Below are 21,191 nucleotides of genomic sequence, written 5' to 3' on the forward strand. Positions count from 1 at the left end.
GGAGCGACATGAGCCGAGGTGGGCGGCCGACTTGAACTTCCGCTAGCCCTTTCGCGCTCTGCTGCATTGTAGGAGAAAGGTGGTCAAAGATCGCCGGCCGGAAACCAGGACAGAACGCTCATGATGGCCAACCTCCGGCTGCACTTTACTCTCGCAGCCCTGCTGACCGGCACAGCTGCTTACGCAGAGCCGCCCAAAGCAGCCGTGTTCGACTTCCAACTAGCTGATCAAGGCATGCTCGGCCCGACAGAGGCCGACCGGGCACGCTTAGCACCTCTCAGCGGCCTGTTTCGCTCCCTGCTCAAAGACAGCGGTCGCTATGAGATCGTGTCGACGGATCCGGTGAAGGAAGAGGTGATTAAAGGATCCGACCTACGCCGCTGCAACGGCTGCGCTGAGGAATATGCCCGGAAACTTGGGGCTGATGTCGCCATCACGGGCGAGATCCAGAAAGTCTCCAACTTGATCCTTAACATCAACGTCTACGTGAAGGATCTTAAGAGCGGCAAGCCAGAGCAGGCCTACAGCGTGGACATCCGCGGCAATAATGACACGTCGTTCGACCGTGGCCTCAGGTACCTCGTGAAGAACAACTTACCTACACCGTAGGTGAAATCGGTCCACATAACTGCCCCTCGCGGATCGATAGATGTCTACGAGCCATGCGCTCTGATGCTGGCCCAGGCGTGCTGTTCCATAACTTCCAGCCCGCGAACCTGGGCGCTTGCCGCTTTCACACTCTTTCTCACCCCGGATAATGGTTGCGTATCGGGGTCAGGCGGAGCGGAGCGAGGCGTGACGCGATCAATCGAAGATCAGTTGGATGCCCTCGACCGTCTCATCGCGGAAGGCGAGAAGCGCCACGGCGAGCAGGTCGCGCGGATCGAGCAGCTGAACGAGAACGGGCAGTGTGCGATCGGGGCCAGGGGCGTGTTGCAGAACATCAAGACCAACCTCGCGACACTGCGCACCCGCCGGGCGCATCTTCACACTATGCGGACGAAGTCGTGACTGCCCTCGCCGCCAGAGAGGGACCGCCTGCGCGGGAGGAGAAGGGACGTGATCGAGCAGGCGTGCGAGCAGCCCGAGTGGCGAGTTTCCGATGAGCCAGCTCCCGCTGCACAGCGGTTGACGCGCGCCGAACGGCGTCGTCAGCGGCCCTGTTGCGCGACGGCTGCTGAGAGGTAGAGGTAGGGGGTGCACGAGCATGACCCTCGTGCAGCTCGCATCGCTAGGAGGTGACCACGTCATGGCTCCGATCAAGAGACTGGCCCGTGTTCTCACCGACGAGGTCCACGGCGAGTTTCACATCACCCTTGAGGCTGAGGGTGGTGAGACCTTCCAGGTCGCCGCGACCGAGCAGCAGATCGCTGACCTGATTGACGAGCTCGATGATCTTCTCGGCGATGATGCCGATGAGGATGAGGTCACGGAACACAAGGAGATGGGCGACGAGTAACACTCGCGGCCTATCTGTGCACTCACCGGAACGTCCCCTCCTTGGCCCGGTTGATCTCGACGATACCCGAGGAGGGGATCATGAAAGTCCTTTTGGCGTCATCGGTGCTGGCGGTCGGCTTACTTGCCGCCGGGCCGGTATCTGCCCAGAGCATTGAGGTCGGTCCTGGTGGCCCGTCGGTCGACTTTCGATCCAGAGGACAGCGCGAGCGCGACATCGATCGCGTAGAGAGACGACGTGACATCGAACGTGGCGGAGTGGTCCGGGAGCGGCGCGAAATCCAGCGCGCTCCGGGGGCGGCCGATGACGACGATGACGAGGAGTGAGATCCCGCCAACAGCCCACACCGTCTGGTAGCTCTGGCTGCAGCAGGTTATTCTGATCAGTGCGCCGCCCTCGCCAGCACCTCAGTCAAGTGGCCTGTCGCAAAGTCTTCTGGATCGCTGCTTCAGCTGGGATTGTTATCTGCCGAGCCTGCCTCGGCACAACCCAAGGCAGCCATCTCACTGCCTTCTGACCTGAGCGTACAACGAGACGTGAGACAGCGCTGCGTTCTCAGGCACCTCGTCGAGTGACCGAAGAAATTTTGCGACAGGCTCGTAGAGGCGCACCGCACCCCATCCGTCAGGGGATCGGCTGACGGCAAACCACGGCTAAGGTGCTGATGAGGCGCGTTCATTTTCTCAGGTTAAGCAGTGGTGCTGGATCTGCGGCTTCTCCGCAGTTTTGTGTGAAACCCCCAGTTTGGCTGATTGGCGTGTCTTCTCTGTGCCCATCGCGATGGCCGCGAGCGCAGGACGCTGACGTTCCAATAGGGCTTGGCCTATCCGGACTGAGCCGGCGCTTTGAGCCGCGCGCATGGCGGATTAGAGATTGTGTAGGACAACGAGCCGGAACAAACCCGACTGGTTTCCGCTAGGCGCGCCGCGGGCTGACAGCGCGCGTGTTTCCCCAGGGAGGGACATCCATGACCGTCGCCCATATTCTGGCCGAGAAGGGCTCCTCCGTTGTCACGGTGCAGCCCGAGCGCACCCTCGATGATGCAATCCACCTGCTGGCCGATAAGGGCATCGGCGCCTTAGTCGTCTGTGACACTGAGGGGCACATTGCCGGCATCCTCTCGGAGCGCGACATCACGCGGGCGTTGGCGCACCAGGGCGCTACTGCACTCGATGCTCTCGTCTCAAGCCACATGACTGCCGACGTGACCACCTGCCGCCGCGAGACCACCAATGAGGAGATCATGCGGCTGATGACGGACGGGCGTTTCCGCCACATGCCAGTCTGCGAGAACGGTAGGCTCGTCGGACTCGTCTCGATCGGGGACGTGGTCAAGCGTCGCCTTCCCACCTTGCAGGCCGAGCAGCGGGCGATGCGCGACTACATCACGGGAGCTTGAGGCAGCCGTTTTGGCCGCTCAAATGTAATCGTGGGCGTAGCGCTCATTGTGGCGGGTGCCACCGAACTTTGCGGCATTCCGCTAGGTGTCATTACCGAGGAGGTTGTCCTTGGTGATGCGGCTGATGGGCGGTTGTCCACCGAGGGCGGCGTGGGGTCGGCTGTGGTTGTAGGCTCCGATCCAGGGCCGCATGGCCTGGGTTCGCTTGGCCGAGGTGGCGAAAGGGCGGGCGTAGGCCCATTCGCGCAAGTTCGACTGGATGAAGCGCTCGGCCTTGCCGTTGGTGCGCGGTGTGTAGGGCCGGGTGCGGACGTGGCGCAGGCCGCCCGTCCGGATGACGGCCGCGAAGGCGCGCGAGCGGTAAGCCGAGCCGTTGTCGGTCATGACGCGCTCCACCGCGATCCCGTGCCAGCCGAAGAAGCCGATCGCCCGGGTCAGGAAGCCCGTCGCGCTATCCTGGCGATCGTTCGGCAGGATCTCGGTGTAGGCGAGCCAGGATGCAGCATCGACGGCCACGTGCAAGTGGTCCCAGCCGATGCCGCGGTTCCTGACCATGCCGACATGGTGGCCCGTGATGCGACGGCCGACCCCGTCGATGCGGCCGAGCTTCCTCGTGTCGATGTGGATCAACTCGCCCGGCGGCTCCCGCTCGTAGCGAGTGACCGGCGGCCTCGGGTCGAGCGCCGCCAACCGCCCGAGACCGAGCCGGCGCAGCACGGCGCCCACTATCGAGAGAGGCCGCCGGGCCTGGCCGGCAATGGACGGCCCGGACAGGTGCTCCCGTCGGAGCCGCGCGATCTCAGCTTCCGCTCCCGCGTCGAGCCGGGTCGGCGAGCGATGCGGACGGGAGGAGCGGTCCTGCAAGCCCGCCGCGCCCTCCGCCGCGAACCGGTCCCGCCACTTGCGCACCGTCTTCGGATCGATCCCCATCGCATCCGCCACGATGGCCACCGTCCAGCCCTGGGCCAGCCGGTCCACAATCCGGCGTCGACCCAGCGGTGTCGTGCGGGCATCCTGGTGCGCGTCCATCCGAGGCTCCGGGTCCAGAGCTGTAGGCTTCGCAACCACAGAGGACGCAGAAGAGGCTCTGCTGCCCGCTTTCATGCTTTGTTCGTGGTGAGAAGTCCGCTTGGTCGCGCATCCTTTTGGGCTGGCATATGATCAACACCAAGCAGGAGACAGCGCCGTGGACAATCAGACCGCATTGGACGCCTTAGCGCTTCAGCATCAGCGTTTCACGGACATGCTCCGCTCAGCCGACAGCGGTATCTGGTGGTCGTCGGATGCTGCTGCCGGGCTGAATGCTGAAAAGATCAAGGCCCAAGCTGACCTGATTGGCGCCGCCTTGGACGAACTGGAAAGCCTCATCAAAAAGATCAACGCGTAGCTTCCGGCGAGGATATGGGACCAGTACGCACGCCCGCGCGAGAGGCGGTCTCACATGGCGCAATCGGGAGCAATACGCGCGAGCGCGCGAGGCCGTCTCTCAATGCTCGGTGCAGTAGCGGACCGCCCATTCCTCGGCCGTCATCTCGGGCGAGATCTGAGCTTAGGCGTTCCCCTGCAGGGTCTTGCGGCCGGCGGCAACCTGCTGGCCCCAATCCGCCGGGATCTCGGCCGATCCAGCCTCGCGCTCCTCGACCGTCAGCAGCTCGTCGCAGAGGAACACCTTTGATCTCGCAAGTCTGGCGGACTGTGCTCTTCTAGGCCCGTCGGCACGCGGCGCTGTGGCAGCCGAGTTGAACCGGCGGAAGATGGCGACGTCGCAGGGCGACCGCTGGCACGAGCAGAGGGCCATCCGGATTCAGGAGCGCCTCTGAGAGGCAGTTCAGATCATGCCTCGGCCCTGCCTGTCGCAACTCTTCTTCTCGAACGGCCCCGCCATTGTGCAACGCTATCAGAAGCTTGCCTCCCGAGCCTGACGTTTGATAAAATTCGTCACACTTTAAATAAAAACAAATGGTACATGCGGCACTTGAAAATAACCGCTTCAATTGCAATTTAGGTGCAGTGCAGCATATGCGGCAGAATGCTTCGCTGCCTAAGATGAATGTGCTTATTGTCTCATTTATAAGCGCCACGAATTCATAATCCATAGGGAAGGAAGCCACCATGGCCTTCAATCAGAATTCCAATCAAAGCAAGCAGTCCGAGCAGAGCGACAAGGCCGCCGACGCTGCGGAAGCGGGCCTCGACAAGGCCGCTGAGCAGGGCAAGCAGTTCGCTGACGCCGCGCGTGACGGGGTGAACAAGCTGGTCGATCTGCAGGAGCAGGCGTCCGAGAACACCAAGCAGATCGTGCAGCGGAACGTCGAGATCGCCTCGCAGCAGGCCCGTGAGGCTACGGAGCGCCTCACCAAGACACTGGGCTTCACCGGTGAGGACAGCGAGCGTCTCGCCCGCCAGTCCAAGCAGAACATGGAAGCGGTCACGCGCTGCGGCACGGTTCTGACCCAAGCCTTCCAAGACGCATCGCGTGGTTGGTTCGGTCTGGCTCAGAGCCAGTGGCAGCGCAACCTCGACGGAGTGAACAAGCTGGCTCGGGCGAAGTCGATCCAGGAGTTTGCCGCGATCCAGAGCGAGCTGGCTCGCGAGAGCCTGCAGCACATCGTGCAGGACAGCCGCTCCATCACTGAGAGCTCGACGCGTACCGTCGAGGAGGCCAGCAAGACTTTCGCCAGCGTCGCGCAGACCCCAACGATCGTCCGCTGAATCACACAGCTTCTGAGCTGGCCATGTGTGTTCAGGCTCGACAACAAACCAGAGTGGCGGTCGTTTTGACCGCCCTTTAGGTGATCACCTAGCACTAAGAATGGCAGATCTCGCAATCATGCCGCTCGTAAACCTCGGAGCGCCACTGGCCCGAGCGGCACGATCGCCGTTCTAGTTTTGCGTCGGCGGTCCCTTCTTCTCACATTTATGAGGCAAACATGACCACGATCCGGCAGTTGATTCAGACCAGCCCCACGAAAGCAAACGAGCTCTTCGCCGCACTCGCCGACACCTCGAACAATGCCGTTAAAACGCGCGAGCGCCTCCTGGGCGACCTCAAGGATGAGCTGGAGCTCCTGGCCAAGCTGGAGGAGGAGCACCTGTTCCCAGTCCTTCGGAAGCACAAGGAAACCAAAGACCTTGTGACCCCTGCGTTGAACGACAACAAACAAACCCGCAAGCTGCTGGCTGAGCTGGAGGAGACGCCCAAGGGCAGCGAGGAGTTTGGCCCGAAGGTCGTCGAGTTGCGGAAGGTCTTCCAGCAGAGCGTGCGCGATGAACGCAAGGACCTGCTGCCAGCGGTCCTGAAGGCGCTGAGTGACGAGGAGGCCCAGGCCATCGTCGAGAAGATCGAGGAGGGGAAGGCCGAGGTCGAGGAAGCGAGGCGGGCCGAGGCTGAGCAGCGCCGGGCCGAGCAAAGGCAAGAGCGTGAGCAGGCCGAGAAGCTCCTGGCCGAGCAGAGGGAAGCCGCCGATCGCGAGCGGGAGAGCCGAGAGGCTGTGCGGCGGACTGCCGAGCAGGTGGCACGAACCGCCGAAGCGGCCGCTGAGAGCACCCGCAAGGTGACCCAGAGCGCTGCCGAGACCGCTCAGCGTGTCGCGACCGCCCCGTTGAGCACAGGCTCGCTGTTCTTTGATGCGATGTTCGGGCTGTGGGGCGTGCCGTCTGGCCGCTCCCTCGCGCGGTCCGGCAGTGCCTCGGCATCCAGGACCCAGGTGTCGAGCCAGGAAGAGGAGGTCATCCCGCTCGCCGAAGAGACGCTGATCGTGGGCAAGCGCACCGAGACCAGCGGCACGACCACGGTGCGCCGCTATGTCGTCGAGGTGCCGGCCGAGCAGCAGGTGACGCTGTATGACGAGAAGGTGGTGGTTGAGCGGCGCAGACCTGTGACCGATCAGGCAACCGGGGAGACCTTGACGGAGCTCACCGTCGAGATGGTTGAGACCTCCGAAGTGCCGCTCGTGGCCAAGGGGGTCAGGGTCCGGGAAGAGGTCGTGGTCCGTCGGGAGCGCACGAAGCGTGTTGAGACGGTGCGGGACACGATCCGGCGGGATGAGGTTGAGATCTCGAACGCTGGTAGGCGCTCCGGCAACAAGCGGGCCGCACTCGCTGACAGCCGCAAGTAGGTCCCGGCAACTGACGCAAGGCGGACTGCGGTCGCTGTACCGACCGCAGCCTTGCTCATTTGTGGGCTGTTCCAAAGCCCTTCCGCATGATCAGCGACTGTTGAAGGCAGCGAGGCTGGAGCCGCGGGCGAGGCGATCTGGGCCAACTCCTCGGCCGTGCAAGGGCTCGACGCACAGACCATTGCGCTCGGTGAGCTCAGCAAGGCCGTCACTCGGCTCAACCCGACCTCGCCCTTCATGCCGATCCTGATGGACACCATTGACCGGCATTGGCAGAGGCTGACTGCTCCGCCAGCCTGACATTCCGGGCCGTGCTAACCGTCCGATGATCGCACTTGTGAGGGCGTGCACATAGTCTGCCGAGCCCGGCTCAGATGTCCCCCAAGTAACGGTTCTGCGCTTGGTCAAACCGCTCCGTCCAGCCATTGATGGCGTCACGCATCACGCGCGCGCCATCCCTAAAGGCTGATCCATACGTCAACTGTCTGTCACAGTTGACGTAGCTTTTCACGGATTGCACAGTGCGGCGGGGCATCACCGTCAAATCTCCAGCCAGAGCATCACACAGCCGTAGCAGTGTTTGCTCACCTGTCTCAACATTTATTCCAACAGCAACTTGCTCGTTCTCGTGATCGACAAGCTTGCAGAACGCCTCCTCCAATGATCCAAGATCGGCGCTGCTGGCCAACTTCATCACATGATGCTCGCTCATGCTCGCCCTCTGTTTTGGTCATTCCTATCGGCGCAATATGATCAACACAGCAGCGCCCTGCATGGCAATTTGGAAATCGGGCTGTCGCTCAAAAAGGGATCCTTTTAGAGACGCCCGAATGCGAGCGTTCCCAAAGGCATACCCCCATTCCGAATAAAGAAACCGGGTCCCTTTTACGGGAGGTGGCAAAGGGGCCCGGCAGGCTGGCGCTGGATCAGAGCTGCGGCTTGTCGGCGCTGCTCGGGTCGAAGCGAGCGCGGTACGCATAGACCTCGTCCAATTCGGCGCGGCCGATCCCCTTGAGGGCTCCGATCTCCGTCACCTTCATGAAAAGGAGGCGTTCGGGAGCGTCGATGCCAGCCCGCACGAATGCCTCCGCGACCCGCGGGAAAACCGGCCGTGGAATAAACGCTCTTGCTCGGACCTTCCGAAAGCGGCGCTGACGCCATCCGCAAGAGCGGCGACGATTTTGCGTGGATCGTAGGTGCTCATGCGTGATCCTGTGGCTTTGGCAGACTACGCTCAGGTCAAGCTTTGGGCGTGCTGCGCTCGCGGAACCGGATGCCGGCCCCTCCCCCATTCTCGGGGATGAGTTCAATGCCGACAGGGATGATGTCAGGCATGGCCGGCATTATCGGCAAAGGCGCGGCGCGCTTCGGCTCGCAGCAGGTCCAGCTCGTCTTGCAGACCGTTGATCTGTCCTTCGAACTCGTCAAGCGTCACGCAGTCCGGGCTGAGATGGATGACCGTTTGCTCATCCTGTGGAGCGCCGGAAACCACGATGGAGACACGCGTGGGCGTGGCTGTGGTTGCGGGCTCGATCTGAAGAGCGAAGGTGCCGATCTGGCGCATGGTCATCACTCCATCATCGGCTCACGGAGCCGGACACCAGGGCGCCCGTGGTTCAGGAACTCAATACCGGCGGCTTCAAGGGCAGACTGTACCTTGTGAACGATAGCGACACCGCTCGTCAGCGTGGCCGATCCCTTCGCCTCCATCTTACGAACGGTGTTCACGTGCACATCCGCGCGCGTTGCGAGGTCAGCCTGTTCAACCCCTAGCAGGGCGCGCGGCTTTGAGCTGATTGCCCGTCACGAGCATTGACGTTTCTCGCACCCGCTTAGAGGTGTACTGCACATACTGGCACGGCTATAGGTATCACCCACACGGCAGGGTTTCCAGCCGACACAGTCGGGTCACTAAAAATGTCCTTCCGCCGCTCCCTCTCCTGGTCTGCCGCTCTCGCCGACATCCGCTCTGATCGTGCCGTGGCCGCTCCCGGCCCGCGCGAGAGGCGATCTCACAGGCTTGGGCAGTCCGGCAGGCTCACCTTACCCGCGGTGCTCTGCAATCGCTGGCCCGTGAAGAGTGACGTAGTTGAAGCGCCGACGATCAGTTTCGCGGGCCTCTAGCCGCTCCAGACCACCGATGGCGTCACGTGCGCCTGCCGCCCAGCGGTCGCGGATCGAGGACGGTGAGTAGTCGAAGCTTTTAGCGGAGAGTTCGTGAGCGCCAGCTTGGTAGACGAGATGAAGAAGGGTCACGGCCGGACCATTCGGATCCAGTTTCTGCCGCAGATCGTATTCGCGGGTTAGACCCGCCACCGCGCGGCGTGCCGCGCTGGCGAAGATGAGGTCGTTGGCTCGCTCCAGCACAGCGTCGAGAGAGCGTGGACGCGGTGCCTGCAGGCTGAACAGGTCCGATGCGATGCAGAGAAGATCGCTCTCCGGCTCCGTCGCGAAGATCGGGTCAAGGGGGAGATTGTTCGTGAAGCCGGCGTCGCACAGGACGCGGCCGTCCAACTCCACGGGCGGAAAGGCGGGGAGAATGGCCGTACTGGCCAGGATGTGCTCGGGCCGGATCGCCTGGCGAGCGGTGTCGAAGTAGACCTCCTCACCGGTCTCGACGTCGACGCAGCCGACCGTGAGGCGCGTCTCACCTCGGTTCAGCCGCTCGAAGTCGACGAGGCGGTTCAAGGTCTTGAGAAGGGGCGCGTTGTCGAACAGGGCCACATCGTTCGGCACCCACGGCAGGGCCGACCAGAAGCCGGGTAGGCGGTGCCGGTAGATGTTCGGTCGCCCCACGGCAAGCGCCAGGAGAGCGTGCAGACCGTTGTAGACCTGACGCGGCTTTAGCATCCTGGTCGGGCTTGGAGCAGTGAACTGGGTCGCTTCGTTCCAGAACTGGCGGAGCTTGGCGACGCGATCCTCAGGTGCATTGCCCGCGACAATGGCGGCGGTGACCGCGCCGATGGAGCACCCAACGACCCAGTGCGGTTGAAGACCACGAGTGTGCAGGGCCTCGTAGGCTCCCGCATGATAGGCGCCGAGCGCATTGCCGCCCGCAAAGACCCAAGCGAGGTTGTTCGTGTTGGCTGGCATCCGCCTCCCCAGTCCTTCGTGTCTGACGCTTCAGCAGCGTTCGTCAAGCCGCCCAACCGCAGACCCGCATGGTGAGGTTTGCGGCATCACCAGTGTCAGCATGTTGGAAGGCCGGCGTTGGACGCACTCAGGAATTGTAGGTGACGAGTGAGGTCACCAACGAGCCGTGATGGTGGATCAAAGCCTGCGCCGCCGCGTCGCTCGCTGTGGCGCTGTCGGGAGCAGAGTGCGGGATCTCGTAGATGTCGTAATGCGCGGACTGGCTATCGGCTTTGACGTAGCCGAAGCCGCGAGCGGCGCGGCCGGCGTGGCGGTCGAACAGGCAAACCGCATCGGCCGGCGAAACCACGTTCCCCGCCGAGCCAAATCGAGCCGTGTCGCCGTAGACGCGGCCTGTACCTCTCTCAACCGCAATGAAACGTGCCATGCCGATCCTCTCGGTCGCGACTCAGTGTGCCTGCGGCGGCATCGGAGAAGGGATCATCACGAAGTAGATCCCGTAGGCGATGAGGGCAGCAAACAGCAGCGCGGCCGCAATCAGGCCGAAGCGGTTTATCCTCTGGCTTGCCGGCTTTCTGTTCATGTCATTGGGCGCAACCATCGGACCTCCTGCTGTTCCACCGAGCCAACCGCGGAGGGCTCTGCGAGTTCGCACGGAATGCCAAGCCTGCCACCACGTAGAACGCCTCACGTCTGGCTGGAGCACTTCCGAGCGTTGCGGAAGCGGACGAGGGCGGCGCCTGCCCGTCCTGAGCTGCCGGCGGCTCTGCAAGGCTCGGATCTGCGCCCTAGCTTCGCCAGCATGACAGAAGATCAGACCATCGGCGTGCTGCTGCGGCAGGGGCTCATCTCTCAGGGCGAAGTAGACGCGGCTGTAGACGCTGTCTGGAGCTTGCCGGAGCGTGGAGTTGGCGCCTTCGCGGGCTCATCGGCATGTGGTAGCCCTGTCTCTGAAGCTGCACGGGTGGCAAATGACCCTCATCGTTGGCGCACTGCTCCTAGCTATGGGCATTGGGCTGGTTGTATTCGCAATGCCGAAGAGAAGCGGCAAGCAGCCCGCTTTCCTGCGCCGTGATGCGGCGTTCGTTCCCTATCCTGCGATTTGTCTCGTGTTTGTAGCTTTTGGTGCTGCGCTGATTATCTCTTCGATCGTCTAATTAGGTTCACGCGCACGCGGCCCGAAGCCAATCGGCGCCCCGTTAAGGCGGCCGTACACCACCCGTGCCACAGCTATGCGTAAGCCGCCCATGTCCATAGCTGAGGTCGTTCGTAGACTTGAGGAGTCAAAGCACCTCTTTGAAGTGGTGGTCACCGCAGGTCCCAGAATGAAGGTGCGCATGCGGGCGCTACAACTTCGGGAGTTCGAATTAGCTCGTCGCGGGGTGGCTGGGCGAGGCGAGCTCAAGATCGGAGACCTGTGTCGAACTCATCGCGGAGAATGACAGTGGGCCGGGCAGCACCCGGGAGAGGCAGGAGCCGCAGGAAGTGTTCTGGGCTGGTTTGATCTGCGAGTACCGCCGGTGCGGCCCGAGCGTAGCTGATCAGCTGCAACGCCCCCTGCCCAGTTACAAACCGTCACCGCTCCCCGTGACACCGCCGCAAATACTCATGCTGAGACGCTACCTGCCCGCTGATCGGCTGGAGCTTCGCCTCTGTTGTGAAAGAGATTATGGGCTGTGTTGATCAGCGCGAGATGTGAAAACGCCTGCGGTACATTGCCGACTTGGCGCCTCAACACCGGGTCATACTCCTCGGAGAGCAGTCCAACGTCATTGCAGAGCGTCAGCAGACGTTCAAAGAGCACCGTTGCCTCTTCATGACGTCCGAGCAGGACGTAAGCATCCGCAAGCCAGAAACTGCAGGCCAGGAACGCCCCCTCGCCCGCCGGGAGGCCGTCCGATGTCGTGCTGGTGTCATAGCGCAGAACAAGACCATCCCGCACAAGCTCGTGCTCAACAGCTTGGAGGGTGCCGACGATCCTCGGATCCGACGCAGGCAAAAAGCCGACAGCGGGCAGCAGGAGAAGGCTCGCATCGAGATCTTGCGAGCCGTAGGCCTGAACGAAGCTGCCGCGCGAAGAATCGTACCCTCGGGTGCATACGTCTTCGTGAATCTCTCGACGGATCCGCCGCCACTCCTCCAACGGGCCGCCAAGCCCGAATGCTTCGGCACTCCGAATGCCGCGATCGAAGGCGACCCAGGCCATCACCTTCGAGTGGACAAAGTGCTGGCGCGGCCCCCGGATCTCCCAGATCCCCTCGTCAGGCTCGTGCCACATCGTTGAAAGATGGGCCAGCAGGGCGCATTGCAGCGCCCATGCGGCAGCATTCTCCGGCAATCCGCCTCGCCGCGCCTGATGAAGAGCATCCATCAGTTCGCCGATGACGTCGAGCTGATGCTGCCCGTGCGCAGCGTTGCCGATCCGTACGGGCCGCGATCCGCCATAGCCGGGCAACCATGGCACCTCCCATTCGGTCAGCCGTCGCTCGCCGGCAAGGCCGTACATGATCTGCATCTGGTTCGGGCTGCCGGCCACAGCGCGGAGGAGCCAGTCCCGCCACGCTCTCGCTTCATCGAAGAAGCCCGCGTCCATGAGCGCCAGCAGGGTCAACGTGGCGTCCCGCAGCCAACAGAAGCGGTAATCCCAATTCCGTGACCCGCCGATCAGTTCTGGCAACGAGGTGGTCGCGGCCGCGACGATGCCGCCTGTGGGAGCGTACGTGAGGGCTTTGAGCGTTATGAGCGAGCGCTTCACCGCTTCCGACCAAGGCCCCGCCTCTTTGCAGCGGCCCACCCACTCACGCCAGAACGCTTCGGTTGAGGACAGAGCTGTGAGCGGATCGATGGAGTCAAGCGGCCCACGGTGCGACGGTCCGTATGTGAGCACGAAAGGGATGGTCTCACCGGCGCGGACCTCAAACGAGGCCGTCGTGCGTAGATCGTGGCCATGGAGCGGCACGGATGTGTGGAGCATGGCCATGTCCGGTCCGGCGACGGCCTGCAGGACTCCCCGTTCAGGTTGTGTCACCCAGGGCACGGTTGCCCCGTAGCCAAAGCGCAGGATGAACTCCATCTGCATGGAGACGCGGCCCCGTTCACCAATGACGAGGCGAACAACATCCGAGTTGAGCGTCCGCGGCGGCATGAAGTCGATGAGTCGAACGGCGCCGCCTGCCGTCTCAAAGCAAGTCTCCAGGATCAAGGTGCCTTCGCGGTAGCGCCGGCTGACTGCCTTGATGTCGTCAGCGGGACCAAGGTGCCAGCGACCATGCTCGGCAGTGCCCAGGAGAGCAGCGAAGCAGGCGTCGGAATCGAAGCGTGGCCAGCACAGCCAATCGATCGAACCGTCGCGCCCGACAAGAGCGGCAGTTTCGCAGTCGCCGATGAGCGCATAATCCTCGATATTTGAGGCTGGTTCAGCTGACATCGGCATCTTAGCCCCGGGCCATCCCGACCTCTCAGGACATCCTGCGACAGCGACTCCGGTGTGAATGAGATAAGCGAAGCCGCGGATGCGAAATCATATATTGACTCAGCAAACCCACCGATAGTCAGGGTTGCGCACCAACCAGCCGCGAAGCTGATCGCAGGATGCTCTGCAAACCAACAGCCACGTTTGGCCCCTGGTCCCTGGCGCATACCTAGTGATCTGAGTTAGACCTAGTGATCTGAGTTAGAAATCTGCTTGCAGAAACGTGCGACGTTGGCCAGGACCTCGTCGGCGGTCTTCGTCCAAACGAACGGCTTGGGATGAGCGTTCGTCTCAGCGATGTAGCCTTGAATGGCTGCCTCCAAGTCTGCCGTGCTGGTGAAAGCACTGCGCTGCAGACGGCGCCTGCTCAGCACCGCAAACCAGCACTCAACCAAGTTCAGCCACGATGCACTCGTCGGCGTAAAATGCAGATGAACCCGCGGGTGCCGCACCAGCCAGTCATGAACCAGTTGCGTCTTGTGCGTCTTCAGATTGTCGAGCACGAGATGCACCTCAAGCTCAGGTTCAACGCTGCTGTCGACCTGCTCCAAGAACTTGCGAAACTCCACACTGCGATGACGCTGCTCGCAGCAGCCGATCACCGTGCCAGCTTTCACATCAAGTGCCGCGAACAGGTCGAGTGTGCCATGCCGGCGGTCGTCGTGGGTGGCGCGTTCGGGCTGGCCCGGCCGCAAGGGGAAGGTCGGAGCTGTGCCTTGTGCCGCCTGGATCTGGGGCTTCTCGTCCACGCATAGAACCAAAGCCCGGTCAGGCGGCGCGAGGTAGAGCCCCACGACGTCCCGCACCTTCTCGACGAAGGCCGGATCAGAGGAGAGCTTGAAGGTCTCAGCCTGGTGCGGCCGCAGGCCGAACGCGCGCCAGATGCGCGACACCGCAGTCTGGCTCATGCCTGTGCGGCGCGCCATCGTGCGCGTGCTCCAATGGGTTGCGTTGTTGGGTGCCTCCTCCAGAGTGAGGGTGATCACGCGCTCAACAGCCTCGTCCCCGATGCTGCGCGGGGCGCCAGGCCGAGGAGCGTCGACCAACCCCTCCAGGCGGTGTGCAGCAAAGCGGCTCCGCCATAAGGCGACGGTCTGCCGGCCCACGCCCAAAACCGCGGCGACGCCCAGGTTTGTCGCTTCGGGCTGGGCACAGGCCAGGATGATGCGCACGCGTTGAGCCAGGGCCTGACCGGTCCCGTGCCGCCGTAACAGACGCTGCAAGGCAGCGTGCTCGTTCTCGCTCAGATCCGGAGCGACGGCCTTGGGTCCACGCGACATCGCACACCTCCTGGCTCGGTGCGCTCCAGTCTGCGACCTTCGCTCGCAAATGCACTCACATTTCTAACTCAGACCACTAAGTACAACCGCGGAAGTCATGTGGGATGCGCTCCGATGATGGAGCAAACACCGCCTGGCTTGCGGTTGTAACGCTCGAAGAAAGCCCGGGCGGCTTCAACCAGGGCGTCGATGCTGGCGAACAACTCACAGTGTGTGACCTCGCGGCGGAACTGGCGCCAGAGCATCTCGATCGGGTTCAGCCATGGGCTGTAGGTCGGGAGGTAAAGCAGGACGAGGCGCCCGGCCGCGCCGCGCAGCACCGCCTCGACCTCGTCGTCCTCGTGCGTGCTGGCATTGTCCCAGGCGACGTAGATGGTCTCGGTCGGGTGCTTGGTCAGGAGCGTTCCGAGTAGTTCAGCGACCTCGCGTCGCCGCTTATGAGGGCGGGTGAGGACCACCGTCTGGCCGCTATGCCAATCGACCGCCCCAAGCCCATAGCGCCGCGCCGGCTGCATCGGGGTCGGGATCATCACCTGCTGTCCCTTCGGCCCCCACATCGGCCGCAAGGTCGGGTGCCAACTGATGTTGAACTCGTCGGCGTAGTAGAAGACGGATCCTGGCTTCAGACCGTCGCGAGCGAGTTCGACCGCCTTTTTTTGACAGCATAGTCCGGATCCGGGCTGCTGATCGTGTGCTGGGGACGACCGAACCCCAGACCAGCCGAGCGCAACAGCCGATGGATACTGGCCACGCTCATACGCAAGCCCGTCTCCTCCGCCAAGCGATCGGCCAGCCGGGCGGCGGTCCACATCGAGAACGGCAGGTCCAGGGCGCGTGGCCGTCGCCGCACCAGCTCGACCAGCCGCTCGCGGTAGGCGGCACCGGCTTTGGCCGGCTTGCCCGAGCGCGGCGCGTCGGAGAGGCCGTCGATGCCCTCGGCCTCGTAGCGATGGACCCAGCGTCGGACCGTCTCGCCGCTCTCGCGCACGATCGCGGCAACTTCGGAGACAGCGAGCCTCTGCTCGGCCGCGAGCAGGATCATCTGCGCACGCGTGCGAACCCGGACATCGCGCGTCGTTCGGTAGAGATCATCAAGCTCGCGCAGCTGATCGACGTTCAGGCTGTCCAAACGCAGGGCGCGCATCGCCGCCTCCCGGCTTAGCGCCCCAGCATACCACGAAACTTATAAGGACGTACTTAGTGCACTGACGCCGACAGAACGTACAGCGGGCGTCGAAAATCCTCCCGCGGTTGCAGGCGGTTAGCGGACGAGCGCGTGGTGCGTTCGTCGGCGTCTGTGCACTAGCCCTGCATTAACTTTGAACTCGGGCCACCCCGTGGGCTCCTCGCCAACTCTCGTGGAAATAGCGGAGAGTACGCCCGAATGCGGGTATCACCGATCACGCCGCGGCGGCGTGCTCTTCGGAGGCGTACGGAGCGTCATCGAGGGGCGTGGCAAAAGCTTTATGACCTGAGTGGCTTACAGCCCTCCACGAAACTCGGCGAAGAACCGCCTCGTGGGGGCCGATCAGCTGAGCTTGGGCTCAACGTCACATAACGTTCTCGGACTTTTCAGCGCACCAGCGAGTTGTAAGGTCTCAAACCTGCCTTCACGAGGCTGTCCGTGCCCGCGTCCGACCCTCTCCTTGAGACCAGCAAGTCAAGCGCATCTGGACCAGCATCTTCTCAACTGAGGCCGCCCAACGCGGAATCTCGGTCCGGTACCACTGTCGGAGCGGGAGTCATCACCACCGGAAGCGTCGTCCTCGCTGTCGCAGTCCTGTACTTCGGCAGAGATATTTTCGTTCCCTTCGCTCTCGCTCTCCTGCTCAGCTTTGCGCTGGCGCCTCCCGTCCTGTGGCTGCGCAGGCTGAGGTTGCCCAAGGTCGCCGCGATTGCGATCACGGTCTCTCTGGCGTTCGGCCTCATCGGCGGCATCGGATTCATCGTTGCCGGGCAACTCGTGCAACTCGCCGGCAACCTTCCAGCCTACCAGGATACGATCAAAACCAAGCTGCAGACGCTGCGCACCGACGCTCCCGGGGGCGGCGTCGTCGCGCAGGTCACCGAGACAATCAAGGATCTCAGTCAGGAACTCTCGGAACCGAAGCCCGCTGGCAGCTCAGGTACCGTACCTGGAACCTTGACGCAGCCAAAGGCACGCGCTCCGATCCCGGTCACCATCGAGCAGGGCGCTGCCCAACCCATCCAGATCATCCAGACAGTGCTTGGTCCCATCATTGCGCCGCTGGCCACAGCAGGCCTCGTCATCGTATTCGTCGTCTTCATTCTGATCGAGCGCGAGGACCTGCGGGACCGCTTCCTCAAGCTCGTGGGGGCTGATGACCTTCAGACCAGCAGTGAAGCGATCAACGATGCAGCAGCCCGGGTCAGCCGCTACCTGCTGATGCAGCTCGTCGTGAACCTGACCTACGGCGTTCCACTCGGCCTCGGGCTCTACCTGATCGGTGTTCCCAATCCCTTCCTCTGGGGACTGCTCGCAGCGCTGCTTCGCTTCGTTCCCTACTTGGGGCCTTTTCTGGCCGCTCTCTTCCCGGTAGCGCTCGCCTTCGCGGTCGACCCCGGCTGGTCGATGCTGGGGTGGACAATTGCGCTGTTTCTTGTCCTCGAGCTGATCAGCAACAACGTTGTTGAGCCCTGGCTGTACGGCACGAGCACTGGTCTCTCCTCGCTGGCCATTATCATGGCGGCGATCTTCTGGACCTCCCTGTGGGGCCCGGTGGGTCTATTCCTCTCGACGCCGCTCACTGTATGCCTTGTGGTCATCGGCCGGTACGTACCGCAGCTGGAGTTCCTGGGTGTGCTGCTGGGCAGTGAACCTGTGCTGGCTCCCGAGCAGCGCTTCTACCAGCGTCTACTCTCGGGCAATGCCGAGGAGGCGGTCGAGATTGCCGAGAACTACGTTGACGAGAAGTCAGCCCTTGCCTTCTACGATGAGGTGGCCTTGCCTGCGTTGCGTCTGGCTGAAGTCGACCGACGCCGTACTACCAGCGACAAGGATTTCCGCCTCATCGTCGCCGAAGGGACGATGGCGGTGGTTCGCGAAGTAGCCGAACATGTCCGCGAACGCCGCCCGACAGTGGCTACGGACGCGGCCGACAGCACCGAAGCTGCTGCGCAATCCGAGATCGCGGAGCCGGTGGAAGCTCCCGACCCGGTTCTCTGTGTCGCTGGACGGACGGAACTCGACGAAGCTGCGGCAGCGATGTTGGCCCAGATCCTTGTGGATGATGCGGGCGTCCAGTCGCGGGTCTTGCCTGCCAGCGCGATCAGTTTGGACGCGCTCGGCCGGCTTGATCTCACGAGCGTTAAGGTCGTGTGCTTGTCCTACTTTCATCCCAAGCCTGAGGTGTATGTGCGCTATGTATGCCGGCGCCTCAAGCGGCGCTCTCCGAAGCTGAAGATCGTAGCAGGTCTGTGGGGCCGAACGTCGGTGAAGGCAGATGACCTGGAAGACGTCGCGCGGGCACTGGCCGCAGACGCAGTTGCCCCATCGATTGAGGAGGTTCGCCGCAACGTCCTGGCATGGCGTCAATCTCCTTCAGGGTTGTGATGGCTCTGCAAAGGCGCCTACCTCATTGGCCGACTGGCGATTGAGACCTGCAGCAGCACGTGAGCTCATGCAGAAGCAGGGCGCATTGACCCGCTCGCCAAGGGAAGCGCCAGCGTTTGTGAGTTTGGCGATGAGCGAGCTGCCCCGCCGCACGATCCGATCACGGACCGGTGGGGTGAGTTCGCACGCCAACGGTATGAGGCGTTCGTGACGACGCTCAAGCGCGACTACGCCCGCCTCGCCATCCTGCCGGGCGCTGAGATCGTGATACGGCGTCTGCCAGCCTGGGTCGAGGACGACAACACCGTCCATCCGCACTCCGGCCTGCACATACTCTCGCCCAGAGAGTTCCTCAGCCGGAGTGCCTAAACCCGCCCCGCCCCCTGTCCGGTCAGACAGGGTGCACTCCAGTGACTAATCCCGCTGAATAAGAACATGCCGCGGGTCGGCGGATTCCGCTCCTTTCACGGGTGATCAGTGACGAACAGTCGTCCCTTCATGGGTGATCGACGCTGACAGCATCGCGTCCTGCAGCACGTTTATGCCCTTGGCGTAGAGAACCTTGCTGATCTCCACGGCCTCCTCGGGCCGGAACGCTACCGTGCTTATCAGGTGGTCGCCTTCGTAGATCTCCAGGAACACGAGGCTCTGATCCGGATCCGCGAAGATCGAGATTTTCTGATTTGACCCTGCGTTGCTCATGGCAAAGAGCACTTCCGTCGGAGCTGTAGATTCTCAAAGTGTCCAGCAAACTCGACAGAATGCGGACGAAGCAAAGGACACTATCACCAGCTTTTTGGGAGGAGCGAACGGTCGGTGGATCTGTCACTCAAGCGGGGCTGCCAACCCGCAGGTCAGGGCTGCCAGCTTGTCACGTTGAGCGTTTTCATTTGTCAGCAGAGGCGCGGAGCCACAGCGGTTCTTGTGGTTCCAACGACTTAGCGGCCGAGGCGGCGCCGTTTTGAACCACCAAAGGTTCTTATAATTGGCGAACATGGCAAGCCCCCTAGGCGGACGTGTCCTTCTTCAGAAGCCTGAGGAAGCGCAAGAGACCACGCTCGCCGTGCTGCTTAGCGTCGGGAACTTCGCCCTCCACTGGCTCCTGCGCTGCCGACGGTGCACTTGTTGCCAGGCCATCTGCCTCTGCCGTGCCCGAAAGCTCGTACAGCGCCTGGGTGAGCAGAGGCGGCCAAGGCTCGCCTAGCTGCTCTAGAAGCCAGGCGGCCTTCACGAGGGCCCCAGCCTGCTCGGTGTACACCGCCCGGTCCTCAAGCCGTGCCATGAGCACCTGATCGGCCAGGGCCGTGGTCAGGCGAACAACTTCGCTGACGGGCTCGGTGCTGCCTGCGCCCGCTTCGTTCATGTCAGGGGGCCACTCGCCCTCAAGTGTTCGCCGAGCACTGGTTTACCTCGTGGTGCTCCGAGCCTCGGGTCCGGAGCCTCGCCAATCCCTCGATGAAGATGGCGGTGACTGCACCGTAAAACGGACAAAAGGCCCGGCGAGTCGTAAGTCTGAGCAGGAGCGTGCCGCGTTTTGAGATGGGCAGGGATGGAGGTGTGCGATGGCAGCCGGTGCCGGATCGGCCGGTTTGGTTGTCCTCATCGTAGAGGACGATCCCGTTCAGAGGATGGCAGCCGCGAGCGCGCTCGGGGACGCCGGCATGCGCGTGCTGGAGGCAGCAACCGTCGAGGCGGCCACGTCCGCGCTCGACGCCCACCCGGATCTGGAGGTGATGGTCGCTGACATCGATCTGAGCGGCGAGCCGCTGACGGGACTGACACTTGCCAAGGCGGCCGCAGCACGCTGGCCAGAGGTCTCGATAGTGCTGGTGTCGGGCATCGTTGAGCCAGAGCCGGAAGCGATGCCGCAGGGTGCGCAGTTCCTGCGTAAGCCGTTCGAGGCTGAGGCGTTGGTCGGCGCTGTGAGGGAGCTTGCCGCCGCGCGAGCATCAGGCCGCCTGGAGCCGGACGGCTCCGCTGCCGCCTGAGAGATTGCCATCGCAGACCGTCAACGGCAGGCAACCGGGGTGCCCTGCCTGAGCGGCACCAGCAGTACAGGAAGACAAGATCGAAGGCGCTGTCCGGGCGACCCGGAGGCGTCGAGCCCCGCCGTGCAGGGACTAGTGCCACCGCTGTGGACCTCCATATGCCTTCCAGACTCGTTGCCTCGGATCGTGAGTGTCCTGCCCAATGAAGGTTACTGTGGAGATCGACTGCACGCCTGAGGAGGCGCGCACCTTCTTCGGCTTGCCTGACGTCCAGCCCATGCAGGCGAAGATCATGGCTGAGATGGAGCGGCGGATGCTGGCTGAGATGGACCGCTTCTCGCCTGAAGCTCTGCTGAGGAGCTGGATGACGCTGGCTCCTCAGAGCCCCGAGCAGGTGCAGGACGTATTCAATCGCATGTTCCAGCAGAGCTTTGGCGCAGGGACAAAGCCGCCCGTGTAGGCTGGAGTTCTTGTTAAGGTTCGGCCAAAGCGGCAGAGAAGGCCTCTGAGGCCCTCAGCCGCTCCCGCGGAGCATCCTCACAGGCCTTGTGCACCCAAGCAGCCTCTCTCCAGGGCAATGACGCGTCCCTGAGTCATGTAGGCGCGTAGACGGGCGAGGTGCAGTTCAGCTTGGTGGCGGGATGCGTCCTCTGGCTTCGCGGGAGGGCGACTTTCGAGCTGCTGCACGATGTTCTTGGCGCGGTCCCAGGCTTGCCGCGCGTGCTCCAGATCTGAGTACATGCGAGCTTCCCTGAACCAGTAGGGCATATTAACGCCGGGCGCGCCCCGCTGGATCCAGATCCCGCTG

At 63.0% G+C, this 21,191-nt stretch carries 26 protein-coding genes and 1 pseudogene; 13 read left to right on the top strand and 14 right to left on the bottom strand.

Features of this window, described 5'->3' with window-relative positions; genetic code table 11:
- Window positions 1-120 precede the first annotated feature (120 nt).
- From DK389_RS05420 to DK389_RS05440, 5 genes are all read left to right on the top strand, one after another.
- Complete coding sequence (locus DK389_RS05420; RefSeq protein ID WP_109887924.1) at window positions 121-609, top strand: DUF3280 domain-containing protein; 489 nt, start codon at window positions 121-123, stop codon at window positions 607-609.
- Window positions 610-795: 186 nt separating this feature from the next.
- A complete protein-coding gene (locus DK389_RS05425) occupies window positions 796-1,011 on the top strand; it encodes a hypothetical protein (RefSeq protein WP_162560507.1) in 216 nt (71 codons plus the stop codon).
- 238 nt (window positions 1,012-1,249) lie between these two features.
- Window positions 1,250-1,459, top strand: a complete 210-nt coding sequence (locus DK389_RS05430; protein ID WP_109896051.1) for a hypothetical protein — start codon at window positions 1,250-1,252, stop codon at window positions 1,457-1,459.
- A gap of 41 nt (window positions 1,460-1,500) precedes the next feature.
- The gene (locus DK389_RS05435; protein WP_236960632.1) at window positions 1,501-1,785 is read left to right on the top strand and encodes a hypothetical protein; all 285 of its coding nucleotides are present in this window, start codon (window positions 1,501-1,503) and stop codon (window positions 1,783-1,785) included.
- Between the two features lie 641 nt (window positions 1,786-2,426).
- Complete coding sequence (locus DK389_RS05440) at window positions 2,427-2,858, top strand: CBS domain-containing protein (protein WP_109887928.1); 432 nt, start codon at window positions 2,427-2,429, stop codon at window positions 2,856-2,858.
- A gap of 81 nt (window positions 2,859-2,939) precedes the next feature.
- Here DK389_RS05440 and DK389_RS05445 read toward each other — a convergent pair whose 3' ends face one another.
- Window positions 2,940-3,887 carry an IS481 family transposase gene (locus tag DK389_RS05445; RefSeq protein WP_109887930.1) on the bottom strand — a complete coding sequence of 316 codons (948 nt, stop codon included), beginning with the start codon at window positions 3,885-3,887 and terminating at the stop codon, window positions 2,940-2,942.
- Window positions 3,888-4,044: 157 nt separating this feature from the next.
- Here DK389_RS05445 and DK389_RS05450 point away from each other — a divergent pair, with 157 nt between their 5' ends.
- The 3 genes from DK389_RS05450 to DK389_RS05460 all read left to right on the top strand — a co-directional run bounded on the left by DK389_RS05450 (window position 4,045) and on the right by DK389_RS05460 (window position 6,976).
- Window positions 4,045-4,245: a hypothetical protein gene (locus DK389_RS05450; protein ID WP_109887932.1), complete on the top strand. Its 201-nt coding sequence runs from the start codon at window positions 4,045-4,047 to the stop codon at window positions 4,243-4,245.
- 725 nt (window positions 4,246-4,970) lie between these two features.
- The gene (locus DK389_RS05455) at window positions 4,971-5,570 is read left to right on the top strand and encodes a phasin family protein (RefSeq protein WP_109887934.1); all 600 of its coding nucleotides are present in this window, start codon (window positions 4,971-4,973) and stop codon (window positions 5,568-5,570) included.
- A gap of 218 nt (window positions 5,571-5,788) precedes the next feature.
- Complete coding sequence (locus DK389_RS05460) at window positions 5,789-6,976, top strand: YsnF/AvaK domain-containing protein (protein WP_109887936.1); 1,188 nt, start codon at window positions 5,789-5,791, stop codon at window positions 6,974-6,976.
- Between the two features lie 370 nt (window positions 6,977-7,346).
- Here DK389_RS05460 and DK389_RS05465 read toward each other — a convergent pair whose 3' ends face one another.
- From DK389_RS05465 to DK389_RS32055, 7 genes are all read right to left on the bottom strand, one after another.
- On the bottom strand, window positions 7,347-7,688 hold the full coding sequence (locus DK389_RS05465; protein ID WP_109887938.1) for a hypothetical protein: 342 nt from the start codon (window positions 7,686-7,688) through the stop codon (window positions 7,347-7,349).
- 214 nt (window positions 7,689-7,902) lie between these two features.
- Window positions 7,903-8,055: a hypothetical protein gene (locus DK389_RS32050; protein ID WP_162560508.1), complete on the bottom strand. Its 153-nt coding sequence runs from the start codon at window positions 8,053-8,055 to the stop codon at window positions 7,903-7,905.
- Window positions 8,056-8,303: 248 nt separating this feature from the next.
- Window positions 8,304-8,546, bottom strand: coding sequence for a hypothetical protein (locus DK389_RS05470; RefSeq protein WP_236960633.1), 243 nt, complete (start codon window positions 8,544-8,546; stop codon window positions 8,304-8,306).
- A complete protein-coding gene (locus DK389_RS05475) occupies window positions 8,546-8,704 on the bottom strand; it encodes a hypothetical protein (protein WP_335645522.1) in 159 nt (52 codons plus the stop codon). Before DK389_RS05475 ends, DK389_RS05470 begins: the two co-directional genes overlap by 1 nt.
- A gap of 315 nt (window positions 8,705-9,019) precedes the next feature.
- On the bottom strand, window positions 9,020-10,069 hold the full coding sequence (locus tag DK389_RS05480) for a patatin-like phospholipase family protein (protein ID WP_109887940.1): 1,050 nt from the start codon (window positions 10,067-10,069) through the stop codon (window positions 9,020-9,022).
- Window positions 10,070-10,196: 127 nt separating this feature from the next.
- Window positions 10,197-10,496, bottom strand: coding sequence for an RNA-binding protein (locus tag DK389_RS05485; protein ID WP_162560509.1), 300 nt, complete (start codon window positions 10,494-10,496; stop codon window positions 10,197-10,199).
- 21 nt (window positions 10,497-10,517) lie between these two features.
- On the bottom strand, window positions 10,518-10,670 hold the full coding sequence (locus tag DK389_RS32055) for a hypothetical protein (protein WP_162560510.1): 153 nt from the start codon (window positions 10,668-10,670) through the stop codon (window positions 10,518-10,520).
- A gap of 370 nt (window positions 10,671-11,040) precedes the next feature.
- On the opposite strand from DK389_RS32055, the gene DK389_RS05490 reads away from it, so the two are divergent.
- Entirely contained in the window at window positions 11,041-11,226 is a 186-nt protein-coding gene (locus DK389_RS05490; protein WP_162560511.1) for a hypothetical protein, read from the top strand.
- A gap of 449 nt (window positions 11,227-11,675) precedes the next feature.
- Here the strand turns inward: DK389_RS05490 and DK389_RS05495 are convergent, their stop codons facing one another.
- The 4 genes from DK389_RS05495 to DK389_RS05510 all read right to left on the bottom strand — a co-directional run bounded on the left by DK389_RS05495 (window position 11,676) and on the right by DK389_RS05510 (window position 15,965).
- The gene (locus DK389_RS05495; RefSeq protein WP_109896057.1) at window positions 11,676-13,496 is read right to left on the bottom strand and encodes a glycoside hydrolase family 15 protein; all 1,821 of its coding nucleotides are present in this window, start codon (window positions 13,494-13,496) and stop codon (window positions 11,676-11,678) included.
- A 233-nt stretch (window positions 13,497-13,729) separates the two neighbouring features.
- A complete protein-coding gene (locus tag DK389_RS05500; RefSeq protein WP_109887946.1) occupies window positions 13,730-14,821 on the bottom strand; it encodes an IS630 family transposase in 1,092 nt (363 codons plus the stop codon).
- Between the two features lie 95 nt (window positions 14,822-14,916).
- Window positions 14,917-15,447, bottom strand: a complete 531-nt coding sequence (locus tag DK389_RS05505) for an IS630 family transposase (RefSeq protein ID WP_109896059.1) — start codon at window positions 15,445-15,447, stop codon at window positions 14,917-14,919.
- Window positions 15,444-15,965 (bottom strand): helix-turn-helix domain-containing protein, encoded by a 522-nt coding sequence (locus tag DK389_RS05510; protein WP_109887948.1) that lies wholly within the window; start codon window positions 15,963-15,965, stop codon window positions 15,444-15,446. Before DK389_RS05510 ends, DK389_RS05505 begins: the two co-directional genes overlap by 4 nt.
- 480 nt (window positions 15,966-16,445) lie before the next feature.
- Between DK389_RS05510 and DK389_RS05515 the strand changes: the two genes are divergently transcribed.
- Together DK389_RS05515 and DK389_RS05520 are read left to right on the top strand one after the other, a co-directional pair.
- Window positions 16,446-18,395 carry an AI-2E family transporter gene (locus DK389_RS05515; protein ID WP_236960634.1) on the top strand — a complete coding sequence of 650 codons (1,950 nt, stop codon included), beginning with the start codon at window positions 16,446-16,448 and terminating at the stop codon, window positions 18,393-18,395.
- Between the two features lie 198 nt (window positions 18,396-18,593).
- Window positions 18,594-18,764 (top strand): annotated as a pseudogene (locus DK389_RS05520) (IS3 family transposase); the annotation flags it as partial.
- A gap of 105 nt (window positions 18,765-18,869) precedes the next feature.
- On the opposite strand, the gene DK389_RS05525 reads toward DK389_RS05520, so the two are convergent.
- Window positions 18,870-19,097, bottom strand: coding sequence for a hypothetical protein (locus tag DK389_RS05525; protein WP_109887949.1), 228 nt, complete (start codon window positions 19,095-19,097; stop codon window positions 18,870-18,872).
- Between the two features lie 304 nt (window positions 19,098-19,401).
- Complete coding sequence (locus DK389_RS05530) at window positions 19,402-19,758, bottom strand: hypothetical protein (protein ID WP_109887951.1); 357 nt, start codon at window positions 19,756-19,758, stop codon at window positions 19,402-19,404.
- A gap of 199 nt (window positions 19,759-19,957) precedes the next feature.
- Here DK389_RS05530 and DK389_RS05535 point away from each other — a divergent pair, with 199 nt between their 5' ends.
- Both DK389_RS05535 and DK389_RS05540 read left to right on the top strand, forming a co-directional pair.
- Complete coding sequence (locus DK389_RS05535; protein ID WP_109887953.1) at window positions 19,958-20,383, top strand: response regulator; 426 nt, start codon at window positions 19,958-19,960, stop codon at window positions 20,381-20,383.
- Window positions 20,384-20,585: 202 nt separating this feature from the next.
- The gene (locus tag DK389_RS05540; RefSeq protein ID WP_109887954.1) at window positions 20,586-20,843 is read left to right on the top strand and encodes a DUF6489 family protein; all 258 of its coding nucleotides are present in this window, start codon (window positions 20,586-20,588) and stop codon (window positions 20,841-20,843) included.
- Window positions 20,844-21,191: the final 348 nt, after the last annotated feature.

It is taken from the genome of Methylobacterium durans, from assembly GCF_003173715.1.
In the GTDB taxonomy this organism is placed as follows: domain Bacteria; phylum Pseudomonadota; class Alphaproteobacteria; order Rhizobiales; family Beijerinckiaceae; genus Methylobacterium; species Methylobacterium durans.

Excerpts from the sequence above, each read along its gene's own strand:
- DK389_RS05420 (WP_109887924.1), top strand. The coding sequence starts at position 121 with ATGATGGCCAACCTCCGGCTGCACTTTACTCTCGCAGCCCTGCTGACC.
- DK389_RS05430 (WP_109896051.1), top strand. The coding sequence starts at position 1,250 with ATGGCTCCGATCAAGAGACTGGCCCGTGTTCTCACCGACGAGGTCCAC.
- DK389_RS05440 (WP_109887928.1), top strand. The coding sequence starts at position 2,427 with ATGACCGTCGCCCATATTCTGGCCGAGAAGGGCTCCTCCGTTGTCACG.
- DK389_RS05445 (WP_109887930.1), bottom strand. The coding sequence starts at position 3,887 with ATGGACGCGCACCAGGATGCCCGCACGACACCGCTGGGTCGACGCCGG.
- DK389_RS05455 (WP_109887934.1), top strand. The coding sequence starts at position 4,971 with ATGGCCTTCAATCAGAATTCCAATCAAAGCAAGCAGTCCGAGCAGAGC.
- DK389_RS05460 (WP_109887936.1), top strand. The coding sequence starts at position 5,789 with ATGACCACGATCCGGCAGTTGATTCAGACCAGCCCCACGAAAGCAAAC.
- DK389_RS05465 (WP_109887938.1), bottom strand. The coding sequence starts at position 7,688 with ATGAGCGAGCATCATGTGATGAAGTTGGCCAGCAGCGCCGATCTTGGA.
- DK389_RS05470 (WP_236960633.1), bottom strand. The coding sequence starts at position 8,546 with ATGACCATGCGCCAGATCGGCACCTTCGCTCTTCAGATCGAGCCCGCA.
- DK389_RS05480 (WP_109887940.1), bottom strand. The coding sequence starts at position 10,069 with ATGCCAGCCAACACGAACAACCTCGCTTGGGTCTTTGCGGGCGGCAAT.
- DK389_RS05485 (WP_162560509.1), bottom strand. The coding sequence starts at position 10,496 with ATGGCACGTTTCATTGCGGTTGAGAGAGGTACAGGCCGCGTCTACGGC.
- DK389_RS32055 (WP_162560510.1), bottom strand. The coding sequence starts at position 10,670 with ATGGTTGCGCCCAATGACATGAACAGAAAGCCGGCAAGCCAGAGGATA.
- DK389_RS05490 (WP_162560511.1), top strand. The coding sequence starts at position 11,041 with ATGACCCTCATCGTTGGCGCACTGCTCCTAGCTATGGGCATTGGGCTG.
- DK389_RS05495 (WP_109896057.1), bottom strand. The coding sequence starts at position 13,496 with ATGTCAGCTGAACCAGCCTCAAATATCGAGGATTATGCGCTCATCGGC.
- DK389_RS05500 (WP_109887946.1), bottom strand. The coding sequence starts at position 14,821 with ATGTCGCGTGGACCCAAGGCCGTCGCTCCGGATCTGAGCGAGAACGAG.
- DK389_RS05510 (WP_109887948.1), bottom strand. The coding sequence starts at position 15,965 with ATGCGCGCCCTGCGTTTGGACAGCCTGAACGTCGATCAGCTGCGCGAG.
- DK389_RS05525 (WP_109887949.1), bottom strand. The coding sequence starts at position 19,097 with ATGAGCAACGCAGGGTCAAATCAGAAAATCTCGATCTTCGCGGATCCG.
- DK389_RS05530 (WP_109887951.1), bottom strand. The coding sequence starts at position 19,758 with ATGAACGAAGCGGGCGCAGGCAGCACCGAGCCCGTCAGCGAAGTTGTT.
- DK389_RS05535 (WP_109887953.1), top strand. The coding sequence starts at position 19,958 with ATGGCAGCCGGTGCCGGATCGGCCGGTTTGGTTGTCCTCATCGTAGAG.
- DK389_RS05540 (WP_109887954.1), top strand. The coding sequence starts at position 20,586 with ATGAAGGTTACTGTGGAGATCGACTGCACGCCTGAGGAGGCGCGCACC.